The sequence below is a fragment of the Neisseria sp. HMSC067G12 genome (genome assembly GCF_001812725.1).
Lineage (GTDB): Bacteria > Pseudomonadota > Gammaproteobacteria > Burkholderiales > Neisseriaceae > Neisseria > Neisseria perflava.
Genome location: NZ_KV810201.1, coordinates 1 through 12,052 on the forward strand (window position 1 = coordinate 1; position 12,052 = coordinate 12,052).

Genomic DNA, 12,052 nt, shown 5'->3' on the forward strand with positions numbered 1-12,052 from the left:
GTTTTTAAGGAAGTTTTCAGACGGCCTGTGCAAAATAAAAACGCAAACGGTCGTCTGAAAAAAGTGGCCAAAATATCAATAGCAGGAATTTTTCAGGTAGTTTTTTATCGCAAGGCAGATGGAACAAACCCCGCGAGCGTTTTTTCAGACGGCCTTTAATATGTACCGCAAGGCACGCACGCGATGGGTTAAAGTGCAGGGAAAATGGAGAACGCGTGCGTATCGCACGCACCCTGCATACAAGCTAATAGCTTGCTATCTAAATACATTTGAGGAAAAAAGAATATGGACAAGTTTTCATCTGAAGTTTGCAAAGCCCTTGCATATTACGTTTACCGCTTAATTGACCCAAGAAATGGTGAAACTTTTTATGTAGGCAAAGGCAAAGACAACCGGGTTTTTGAACATTTGAAACAATGTTTGAAAATAGCGGAAGATGGCGAAGATGAACTGAATTTAAAATATAGTAGGATTCGCGCTATCCAAAAAGCCAAATTGGAAGTTATCCATGTCATTCATCGACATGGCATGAATGAGAAAACCGCTTTTGAAGTAGAAGCTGCTTTAATAGATGCCTATCCGGGGCTATCAAATGAACAAAGCGGACATGGCAATAGTGAATTTGGTTCGATGCATGTATCTGAAATACAAGATAAATACGATGCACCTGTTGCACAATTTGACAGCGATCATAATCTATTGATTATTAATATTAATCGTTCTTTAGATAAAGAAAAATCGGCTTATGATGCTGTTCGCCTAGCCTGGCGGCTTGATGTTGAGCGGGCAAAACGTGCGCATTACATCTTGGCGGTTGAAAAAGGCTTAATTGTGGATGTTTTACAAGCGCATGAATGGCTGCCAGCTACTAAGGAAAATTTTCCTGAGCTTAATGAAACCATAGTAGGACGTTTTGGTTTTCACGGCGAATCACTTTCTAAAAATGATGAAGTCCGCCAAAAATACCAACGTAAAAGGCTGCCTGAAGAATATCGTAAACGGGGTGCCAGCAATCCCGTTAAATATAGTTTTAAATAACCTGAAATCTCTAAGGTAAAACACCATGCCCAAACGTACCGACCTAAAATCCATCCTTATCATCGGCGCCGGCCCTATCGTTATCGGTCAAGCCTGCGAATTTGACTATTCGGGCGCACAGGCCTGCAAAGCCTTGCGTGAAGAAGGCTATAAAGTCATTCTGGTGAATTCTAACCCCGCCACAATCATGACCGACCCTGAAATGGCGGATGTTACCTACATCGAGCCGATTATGTGGCAGACGGTGGAAAAAATTATTGCCAAAGAGCGGCCTGACGCGATTCTGCCCACGATGGGCGGCCAGACCGCGCTGAACTGTGCGCTGGATTTGGCGCGCAACGGCGTGTTGGCGAAATACAATGTCGAATTAATCGGTGCGACCGAAGACGCGATTGACAAGGCGGAAGACCGCGGCCGCTTTAAAGAAGCGATGGAAAAAATCGGCTTGTCTTGCCCGAAATCTTTTGTCTGCCACACAATGAACGAAGCTTTGGCGGCGCAAGAACAGGTCGGCTTCCCTACCCTGATTCGTCCGTCTTTCACCATGGGCGGTTCGGGCGGCGGCATTGCCTATAACAAAGATGAGTTTTTGGCGATTTGCGAACGCGGTTTTGATGCGTCGCCTACGCATGAGTTGCTGATTGAGCAGTCCGTTCTCGGCTGGAAAGAGTACGAGATGGAAGTGGTACGCGATAAGGCCGACAACTGCATCATCATTTGCTCGATTGAAAACTTCGACCCGATGGGCGTGCATACGGGCGACTCGATTACGGTTGCGCCGGCGCAAACGCTGACGGACAAGGAATACCAAATCATGCGCAACGCTTCGTTGGCGGTATTGCGCGAAATCGGCGTGGACACGGGTGGCTCGAACGTGCAATTTGCGGTGAACCCTGAAAACGGCGAGATGATTGTGATTGAGATGAACCCGCGCGTGAGCCGTTCTTCTGCGTTGGCCTCTAAAGCAACCGGCTTCCCGATTGCCAAAGTAGCAGCCAAACTGGCGGTCGGCTTTACGCTGGACGAGTTGCGCAACGACATTACCGGCGGCCGCACGCCTGCATCGTTCGAGCCTTCCATCGACTATGTGGTAACCAAAATCCCGCGTTTCGCATTTGAAAAATTCCCTGCCGCAGACGACCGCTTGACCACGCAGATGAAATCTGTGGGCGAGGTAATGGCGATGGGCCGTACCATTCAAGAAAGCTTCCAAAAAGCCTTGCGCGGTTTGGAAACCGGCTTGTGCGGCTTCAATCCGCGCAGCGAAGACAAAGCGGAAATCCGCCGCGAACTGGCCAACCCGGGCCCTGAGCGTATGCTGTTTGTAGCCGATGCGTTCCGTGCAGGCTTCACGCTGGAAAAAATCCACGAAATCTGCGCCATCGATCCTTGGTTCTTGGCGCAAATCGAAGACTTGGTAAAAGAAGAAAAATCGGTTTCAGACGGCCAGTTGCAAGACTTGGATTATGCTGCTTTACGTCGTCTGAAACGCAAAGGCTTCTCTGACAAACGTTTGGCACAATTGTTGAACGTAAGCGAAAAAGAAGTCCGCGAACACCGCTACGTGCTGAAACTGCATCCGGTTTACAAACGCGTTGACACCTGCGCCGCCGAGTTTGCCACCGAAACCGCCTACCTCTACTCCACTTACGAAGAAGAATGCGAATCCCGTCCTTCCGACCGTAAAAAAGTGATGATTCTCGGCGGCGGCCCGAACCGCATCGGTCAGGGCATCGAGTTTGACTATTGCTGCGTTCATGCCGCACTCGCCCTGCGCGAATCCGGTTTTGAAACGATTATGGTGAACTGCAACCCCGAAACTGTATCCACCGACTTCGACACCAGCGACCGCCTCTACTTCGAGCCGCTGACATTGGAAGACGTATTGGAAATCGTCCGCACCGAAAACCCGTGGGGCGTGATTGTGCATTACGGCGGCCAAACTCCGCTCAAACTGGCTAATGCATTGGTTGAAAACGGCGTAAACATCATCGGTACATCTGCCGACAGCATCGACGCCGCCGAAGACCGCGAACGCTTCCAAAAAGTGTTGAACGACTTAGGCCTACGTCAACCACCTAACCGCATCGCCCACAACGAAGAAGAAGCCCTCGTTAAAGCCGAAGAAATCGGTTATCCGTTGGTTGTCCGTCCTTCTTACGTACTCGGCGGCCGCGCCATGCAGATTGTTCACTCTGCCGAAGAGTTGCAAAAATACATGCGCGAAGCCGTACAAGTTTCCGAAGACAGCCCCGTATTGCTCGACTTCTTCTTGAACAACGCCATCGAAGTGGACGTAGACTGCGTTTCAGACGGCCAAGACGTCGTGATCGGCGGCATCATGCAACACGTCGAACAAGCAGGTATCCACTCCGGCGACTCCGGCTGTTCATTGCCTCCATACTCTTTGAGCGAAGAGATTCAAGACGAAATCCGCCGCCAAACCAAAGCCATGGCATACGCACTGGGCGTGGTCGGCTTGATGAACGTACAGTTTGCCGTACAAGACGGCGTGGTCTTCGTACTGGAAGTAAACCCACGCGCCAGCCGTACCGTACCGTTCGTATCCAAAGCCACCGGCGTACCGCTCGCCAAAGTCGGCGCACGCGTGATGGCAGGCATTTCGCTAAAAGAGCAAGGCGTAGAAAAAGAAGTCATCCCGGACTTCTACGCCGTTAAAGAAGCCGTGTTCCCATTCATCAAATTCCCAGGTGTGGACACCATTCTCGGCCCTGAAATGCGCTCTACCGGCGAAGTCATGGGCGTAGGCGCAAGCTTCGGCGAAGCCTACTTCAAAGCCCAACTCGGCGCAGGCGAACGCTTGAGCACAACAGGCAAAGTGTTCCTCGCCGTACGCGACGAAGACAAACCGCTCATCGTCAAAACCGCACAAAACTTCCAAGCACTCGGCTACGGTGTCTGCGCCACTCGCGGTACCGCCGAATACTTGAAAGAACACGGCATCATCGTGCAAGCGGTCAACAAAGTGCAGGAAGGCCGCCCACACATCGTGGACGCAATTAAAAACGGCGAAATCGCACTGGTGGTCAACACCGTCGGCAGCACAGTACAATCTGTTACCGACAGCCACAGTATCCGCCGCACCTCCCTCACCCAACGCGTACCGCAATACACCACCATCGCCGGCGGCGAAGCCATGAGCGAAGGCGCAAAAAGCCGCGAACACTTGGGCGTGTACAGCGTACAGGAATTGCATGGCCGTCTGAAAAACAAAGCCTAATCAATCCTATCGGATTTAAATAGCTAAAAGGCCGTCTGAAACCTGATTGCTCAGTTTCAGACGGCCTTTTCATATTTCAAATTCCAACCGTCTGTCCATCAAAACAACCTTTTCTGCCATCTCCAAACAAGCAATAGCAACATGAAATATAATTTCGTTATTGATTGGATTCATACGACAAAATTGTTGTTTTTTCATCATAATCCAAAAATATCGAGTTTAACGCCTATTCTCCTTGCTTTATAATGGCCGTCTGAAATAAAAATACAATTAAAGCAGAAGCATGTCTTTGCAACTTAAGCAGATTTGCATAATTAAATATATGCTTTAATCATAATAATGATAAAATAATACGGCTTTCCTCTAAATTAAAGGGAAAACTGCACAAGAAACGGAAAATAAAATGAGTGTCGGATTATTGCGTGTTTTGGTTCAAAGCCAGACCATCTCAAATCAACAAGCGGAACATTACAACAACCTTTTACAATCAGGCAAAGAAATCCTGCCCAACCTGTTTTCAGACGGCATCATCTCCCCTAAAGCTTTGGGGGAGTTAGTTGCGCGCGTATTCAGCTATCCCCTTTTGGATTTGCACTACTACCCGCGCAATAATGTAGTCAGCGACATTCTGACGGAAGAGCAAATGGTGCAAAACCGTTGCATTCCGATTTTCAAACGCGGACGCAAGGTTTATTTCGCCGTATCCGATCCAACCCAAATCCAAAACTTTCAAAAAATCGCTTTTGCTTCAGGTTTAAGTGTCGACTTGGTCGTAGTTCCCGACGACCAGCTCAGCTCATTGCTGGAATGGCTGGGTCAACGTTCGACAACCATTCTGAAAGAAATCAACGACGAACATGAAGCAACGCAGCAATCGCAATCGCTTTATATCGACAATGAAGAAGCTGAAGACGGCCCTATCCCCCGTTTCATCCACAAAACCTTATCCGATGCCCTGAACGCGGGCGCATCGGACATCCACTTTGAATTCTACGAACAAATGGCGCGCGTCCGTTTCCGTGTGGACGGGCAATTGCGTGAAGTCGTACAGCCGCCTGTCGCCGTACGCGGCCAGTTGGCATCGCGTATCAAAGTGATGGCGCGTTTGGATATTTCCGAAAAACGTATTCCGCAAGACGGCAGAATTCAAATTGCCTTCCATAAACACGGCCGTCCGATTGACTTCCGTGTCAGCACTTTGCCGACATTGTTTGGCGAAAAAGTGGTGATGCGTATCCTAAATTCCGATGGTACATCGCTCAATATCGACCAGCTCGGTTTGGAGCCTTTCCAAAAAGAAATGCTGCTGGAAGCCATCAACCGCCCTTACGGCATGGTATTGGTTACCGGTCCGACAGGTTCGGGCAAAACCGTTTCGCTCTATACCTGCCTGAGTATTTTGAACACAGAAGATGTGAATATTTCAACGGCAGAAGATCCGGCCGAGATTAACCTGCCAGGCGTCAACCAAGTCAACGTCAATGAAAAACAAGGCCTGACGTTTGCTGCCGCACTCCGATCCTTCTTGCGTCAAGATCCTGATATTATTATGGTCGGTGAGATTCGTGACTTGGAAACCGCCGACATCGCCATTAAAGCCGCCCAAACCGGCCACATGGTTTTCTCTACCCTGCATACCAATAATGCACCAGCCACGCTGTCCCGCCTTTTGAACATGGGTGTTGCGCCTTTCAACATCGCCAGCTCGGTCAGCCTGATTATGGCGCAAAGGTTGTTGCGCAGACTGTGTCCAAACTGCAAACGCGAAGTTGAGCGCCCGCCGGTTCCAGCATTGAAAAAAGCCGGCTTTACCGATGCAGACTTGGCTCAAGATTGGAAACTCTACCGCCCGGTTGGCTGCGACAGCTGCCGCGGCAAAGGCTTTAAAGGCCGCATCGGTATTTATGAAGTCATGCCGGTCAGCGATGAAATGCAAAAAGTCATTATGAACAACGGTACAGAAGTTGATATCATGAACATGGCCTATCAGGAAGGCATGGTAGACTTGCGTCGTGCCGGCCTCATGAAAGTCATGCAAGGCCTGACCTCGTTGGAAGAAGTGACTGCTCATACCAATGACTAAACTGCCATATTTTCGAAAATTAAAATAAAGCGGTACGGGGAAACAGTCCGCTTTATTTCTTACAAACAAGGGATAACTCATGGCTCAAGCAGAGCAAAAAAGAAGTCTGTTCGGCTCAAGAAGCAAAGGCAAGCGTTTTACATTTGAAGGAAAAAATACCGAGACCGAACGTCTTGTCCGTGGTGAAGTAGTTGCCAAAGACGAAGAAGAAGCACGCAAAAAACTCCAACGCAGAGGCATTCGCCCTTTGCGTATCAGCAAAGTTAAAACCGCACGCAAACGCCGTATTACCCAAGAAGACATCACGGTGTTTACGCGCCAACTGGCAACGATGATGAAGGCAGGCTTGCCGCTGATGCAGGCTTTTGAAATCGTTGCTCGCGGCCACTCCAATCCGAGCATGACCGAAATGCTGATGCAGGTTCGCTCCGATGTCGAACAAGGTAGCGCATTAGGCAAATCATTCTCCAAATATCCAAAATATTTCGACCGCTTCTATTGCAATCTGGTCAGCGCAGGCGAGTCCGGCGGCGTATTGGAAAGCTTATTGGACAAACTGGCTGTCTATAAAGAAAAAACCCAAGCCATTAAGAAAAAAGTCAAAACCGCACTGACCTATCCGATTGCCATTATCGTGGTGGCGATTGCGCTTATCTTCATCATGATGATGTTTGTGCTACCTGCCTTTAAAGAAGTTTATGCCAATATGGGTGCAGAGTTACCAAGCCTTACCCAACTTGTCATGAACTTGTCTGATTTATTCGTCGACTACGGCTGGATTATGATCATCCTTTTGATTGTTTCGGCCTTCGGCCTGTACAAACTCCATGAAAAATCGCCTACTTTCCAAAAACGAATCGATGCTTTGATTTTGAGACTGCCTGTTTTTGGCACCATCGTCCGAAAAGCGACCATCGCCCGTTGGGCGCGTACGACTTCCACCCTCTTCGCAGCCGGCGTTCCTTTGGTGGAAGTATTAGATTCAGTTGCAGGCGCATCCGGCAATATTCTCTATGAAGAAGCCACTCAAGATATTCGAGCCAAGGTAACCCAAGGCCTGTCGCTAACATCCAGTATGCAAAGTACAGATATGTTCCCAAATATGGTGATCCAAATGGCAGCCATCGGCGAAGAGTCAGGCTCTTTGGACGATATGCTGAACAAAGCAGCCGAATTCTACGAAGATGAAGTAGACAACTCCGTCTCCCGCTTATCTGCCTTGATGGAGCCTATCATCATGGTGGTATTGGGTTCGCTCATCGGTATCTTGCTGATTGCCATGTATCTGCCTCTGTTTAACTTGGGTAATGTCGTAGGTTGATATGCTTGATAGTATTTACTCTGCCATCGACGCCCTCTCCGTTCTTGCGCCATTCGCTATTCCTTTAGCCGTTATTTTGGGATTACTGATTGGCAGCTTTCTGAACGTTGTTATTTATCGCACGCCGATAATGATGGAACGCGAATGGACACAATTTTCTAAAGAGCATTTGGGCATCGAGCTGAAAGACGAAGAAAAACAGCCATTTAATCTGCGCAAACCGGATTCACGCTGCCCCAAATGCAAAAGCCCAATCAAACTTTGGCAAAACATCCCCATCCTCAGCTATGTTTTCCTGGGAGGAAAATGCCACTCCTGCAAAACCGCTATCGGCATACGCTATCCGCTGATTGAGCTGCTGACAGGTGTCTTATTCGGTATTGTCGCATGGCAATACGGCTGGTCATGGGCAACTATTGGCGGATTCATTCTGACTGCCATATTGATTGCGCTGACCTTTATCGATGCCAATACTCAATATTTACCCGACAGCCTGACTCAGCCCCTAATTTGGATCGGCCTGCTGTTTAATCTGAATGATACATTCGTGCCCCTGCATTCAGCCGTTTTAGGCGCAATCGCAGGCTATATGAGCCTTTATACTTTATGCGCCGTCTATAAACTTCTGACCGGTAAAATCGGCATGGGCAATGGCGACTTCAAACTTTTGGCTGCGCTTGGTGCATGGCTGGGCGTAGGAATTTTGCCTGTTCTGATCTTCATGGCTGCCTTAGTCGGGCTGGTGGGCGCACTCATCGCCCGTGTCGGCAAAGGCCAATATTTTGCTTTTGGTCCCAGTCTTGCTGTGGCAGGATGGATTATTTTGGTTGCCAATGCACCTATTACCCAACTGGTACAATGGTGGCTCGTACAATCAGGATTCCGATAATGACATTATGGATAGGCTTGACCGGCGGTATCGGTAGTGGCAAATCATCTATCGCCCAAATGTTTGCCGAACTTGGCGTACCCATTATCGATGCTGATGCCATCAGCCGCTCACTGACCGCTGAAAACGGCGAAGCCCTTCCTGCCATCCGCCAGCTTTTCGGGGATGAGGTTTTTGATCATAAAGGCCGTCTGAATCGTATGGCTTTACGGGAAGAAGTTTTCAGACGGCCTCAATCTAAAAAACAACTGGAAAACCTGCTTCTGCCATTAATCTTAAACAAAATCCAACAGCAGAAACAAAAACTTGCCTCATCCGCCTACGGCATTGTCGATGTACCGCTTTTGATTGAGAATCCGGCATTTAAAGCGGAGACCGACCGTATTTTGGTTGTAGATGTTCCAGAGTCCGTCCAAATCAAACGCGTACACCAGCGCAATGGTTTTTCAGAAGAACAAACGCGTCAAATCATGGCCACCCAAGCTTCTCGACGTGACAGACTGCTGCATGCCGACGATGTATTGGACAATACCCATAGCATGGAAGAAGCAAAAATCAAGGTTGCCCATTTGCATCAATACTATCAATCCATTGCAAAAACTCTGAAAGAAACTGCATGACCGCTCCTGTTGTAAAATGTCCGACCTGCCACAAAAAAGTCGTTTGGAACACCGACAGCCCCTACCGCCCTTTCTGCAGCAAACGGTGTAAACTCATTGATTTAGGCGAATGGGCGCAAGAAAAATACACTGTTTCTTCAGAAGACGACCCTTTTTCAGACCTATTGAACAGCAAATAACCTACGCCGCTTCCTTCAGCCTATCCAAAACAAGCTCAAAACAGTAAAATACCCTCTTTATTCCAATCTATTCCATCCACCATGCTCACCTTCCAACAAATTATTTTCAAATTACAAAACTACTGGGCAGACAAAGGCTGCACCGTTATCCAACCTTTCGATATGGAAGTCGGTGCCGGTACTTCGCATCCAGCCACCTGCCTGCGCGCATTAGGCCCGGAGCCTTGGTTTGCCGCTTACGTTCAACCCAGCCGCCGCCCCAAAGACGGCCGCTATGGCGACAACCCCAACCGCCTGCAACACTACTATCAATTCCAAGTTGCGCTCAAACCAGCTCCCGCCAATATTCAAGACCTATACCTCGACTCCCTGCGCGAATTGGGTATCGACCCTAAAGTACACGACATCCGCTTTGTCGAAGACGACTGGGAAAACCCTACTCTCGGCGCTTGGGGTTTGGGTTGGGAAGTTTGGCTCAACGGTATGGAAGTAACCCAATTCACCTACTTCCAACAAGTCGGCGGTATCGACTGCTCCCCTGTACTTGGTGAAATCACCTACGGTATCGAGCGTCTCGCCATGTATTTGCAAGGCGTAGAAAACGTGTACGACCTCGTTTGGGCAAAAACCCTTGATGGTAACATCGTCACTTACGGCGACGTTTATCATCAAAACGAAGTCGAACAATCCACCTACAACTTCGAATACAGCGATGCCGATTGGCTCTTGCGCCAATTCAACAACTACGAAGAACAAGCTAAACGCCTGCTTGCAGTTGAAGACACCAGTCTTGCCCTACCTGCTTACGAGCTTGTACTCAAAGCCGGCCACACGTTCAACCTCTTGGATGCACGCGGCGCCATTTCCGTTACCGAGCGCGCAACCTACATCGGCCGCATTCGTGCACTGAGCCGTATCGTTGCGCAAAAATTCGTTGAAAGTCGCGAGAAACTGGGCTTCCCATTACTTAAAAACCAATAAGCCCTCACATACATGCCACGCCGCCCTTTGATACATTCAAGTGGCGGCGTTTCTATTTTCAGACGGCCTTAACGTCGATGCCATCGCAAACACTTCCTGCCTGCTTTCAGGTAAAATAAGCCCTTTATTACATAAACCGTCTGAAAACATGAGTTCATCCTCTTCTGCAAAAACGCCCTTTTTCTTACTTTCCCTCGTTGCCATCATTCTTGACCAACTGAGCAAATGGGAAATCTTGAAACACTTTACCGAAGGCGAACGCCTCAATATCATTCCAGACTTTTTTGACCTGACGCTTGCCTATAATCCAGGCGCGGCATTCAGCTTTTTGGCAGACCAAGGCGGCTGGCAAAAATTCTTCTTTTTAGGTCTGGCCGTCGTCATCAGCCTGTATTTGGCCCGTGCCATCTGGCGCGATGAGTTTGGACGCTGGGGCAAACTGGGGGCAGCCATGATTATCGGCGGCGCAATTGGCAATGTGGTTGACCGTCTGATTCACGGCCACGTTGTCGATTTTCTGCTTTTCTATTGGCAAAACTGGTTCTACCCCGCATTTAACATTGCCGACAGCTTTATCTGCGTTGGCGCAGTTTGCTTGGTAATAGACGGTTTGCTGCACAAAAAAACACCTTCAAACGACACAAAGGCCGTCTGAAAACGGAACGCACATGACTCAAAAAACCATTATCCTTGCCAATCCCCGCGGCTTCTGTGCCGGTGTTGACCGTGCTATCAGCATTGTTGAACGTGCACTCGAAGAATTCGGCGCACCCATTTACGTCCGCCATGAAGTCGTTCACAACAAATTCGTCGTGGACAATCTGCGGGCAAAAGGTGCCGTCTTTGTCGATGACTTGGCGGGTGTCCCAAAGGGTGCCACACTGATTTACTCTGCTCACGGCGTATCCAAAGCCGTACAGGAAGAAGCGGCACAACGTGGTTTCCGCGTTTTTGATGCCACCTGCCCTCTGGTCACCAAAGTTCATAAAGAAGTAGCCCGCCTCGATGAGCAAGATTACGAAATCATCATGATCGGCCACAAAGGCCACGTCGAAGTGGAAGGCACGATGGGACAGTTGCCCCCGGGTAAAATGTTTTTGGTTGAGACAGTGGAAGATGTAGCCGGACTGAACATCAAAAATCCTGACAAACTTGCCTACGTCAGCCAAACCACTTTATCGGTAGACGAAACCAAAGACATTATTGCTGCTTTAAACCAACGCTTCCCCAATATCCGCAATCCGCACAAAGAAGACATCTGCTACGCTACAACCAACCGTCAAACTGCCGTTAAAGAATTGGCGGAAGAATGCGATATTGTGATTGTTGTCGGCTCGCCCAACTCTTCCAACAGCAACCGCTTGCGTGAAGTAGCCGCATTGCGCGGAGTTGATGCCTATATGGTCGATAATGCTACCTATCTGAAGAAAGAATGGTTTGAAAACAAAACCAAGGTCGGTGTCACTGCCGGGGCATCTGCGCCCGAAGTCTTGGTTCGAGAAGTCTTGCAAACCATTCAAAACTGGGGACACGAGACCATACGCGAAGGAGAAGGTGCAGAAGAAAGCATTGTATTTGTCTTGCCTAAAGAGTTGCGTCGTGAGGGTGAAAACAAGCAAATCCTAAATAAAGGGTGAGTTTGTTATTTGCTTTATTTGAACTTAAGGCCGTCTGAAAACTTTCAGACGGCCTTAAGTTTA

Annotated in this window: 10 protein-coding genes; all 10 read left to right on the forward strand. The window is 48.8% G+C overall.

Features of this window, described 5'->3' with window-relative positions; genetic code table 11:
- The first annotated feature begins 285 nt into the window (after positions 1-285).
- The 10 genes from HMPREF2871_RS04950 (at position 286) to ispH (ending at position 11,989) form a co-directional block, all read left to right on the forward strand.
- Positions 286-1,038 carry an LEM-3-like GIY-YIG domain-containing protein gene (locus HMPREF2871_RS04950; RefSeq protein WP_049344526.1) on the forward strand — a complete coding sequence of 251 codons (753 nt, stop codon included), beginning with the start codon at positions 286-288 and terminating at the stop codon, positions 1,036-1,038.
- Between the two features lie 25 nt (positions 1,039-1,063).
- On the forward strand, positions 1,064-4,279 hold the full coding sequence (carB, locus tag HMPREF2871_RS04955) for a carbamoyl-phosphate synthase large subunit (protein WP_049344528.1): 3,216 nt from the start codon (positions 1,064-1,066) through the stop codon (positions 4,277-4,279).
- Between the two features lie 403 nt (positions 4,280-4,682).
- Positions 4,683-6,362, forward strand: a complete 1,680-nt coding sequence (gene pilB / locus HMPREF2871_RS04960) for a type IV-A pilus assembly ATPase PilB (RefSeq protein ID WP_004518864.1) — start codon at positions 4,683-4,685, stop codon at positions 6,360-6,362.
- A gap of 79 nt (positions 6,363-6,441) precedes the next feature.
- Complete coding sequence (locus HMPREF2871_RS04965; protein ID WP_004518865.1) at positions 6,442-7,683, forward strand: type II secretion system F family protein; 1,242 nt, start codon at positions 6,442-6,444, stop codon at positions 7,681-7,683.
- Position 7,684: 1 nt separating this feature from the next.
- Positions 7,685-8,572, forward strand: coding sequence for a prepilin peptidase (locus HMPREF2871_RS04970; protein ID WP_004518866.1), 888 nt, complete (start codon positions 7,685-7,687; stop codon positions 8,570-8,572).
- Positions 8,572-9,192 (forward strand): dephospho-CoA kinase, encoded by a 621-nt coding sequence (coaE, locus tag HMPREF2871_RS04975; protein WP_004518867.1) that lies wholly within the window; start codon positions 8,572-8,574, stop codon positions 9,190-9,192. The genes HMPREF2871_RS04970 and coaE overlap by 1 nt, the downstream gene beginning before the upstream one ends.
- A complete protein-coding gene (yacG, locus tag HMPREF2871_RS04980) occupies positions 9,189-9,371 on the forward strand; it encodes a DNA gyrase inhibitor YacG (RefSeq protein WP_004518868.1) in 183 nt (60 codons plus the stop codon). Before coaE ends, yacG begins: the two co-directional genes overlap by 4 nt.
- 81 nt (positions 9,372-9,452) lie before the next feature.
- Positions 9,453-10,352: a glycine--tRNA ligase subunit alpha gene (glyQ, locus tag HMPREF2871_RS04985; protein ID WP_004518869.1), complete on the forward strand. Its 900-nt coding sequence runs from the start codon at positions 9,453-9,455 to the stop codon at positions 10,350-10,352.
- Between the two features lie 148 nt (positions 10,353-10,500).
- Complete coding sequence (gene lspA / locus HMPREF2871_RS04990) at positions 10,501-11,007, forward strand: signal peptidase II (protein WP_039861846.1); 507 nt, start codon at positions 10,501-10,503, stop codon at positions 11,005-11,007.
- A gap of 13 nt (positions 11,008-11,020) precedes the next feature.
- Entirely contained in the window at positions 11,021-11,989 is a 969-nt protein-coding gene (gene ispH / locus HMPREF2871_RS04995; RefSeq protein WP_004518871.1) for a 4-hydroxy-3-methylbut-2-enyl diphosphate reductase, read from the forward strand.
- Positions 11,990-12,052 lie beyond the last annotated feature (63 nt).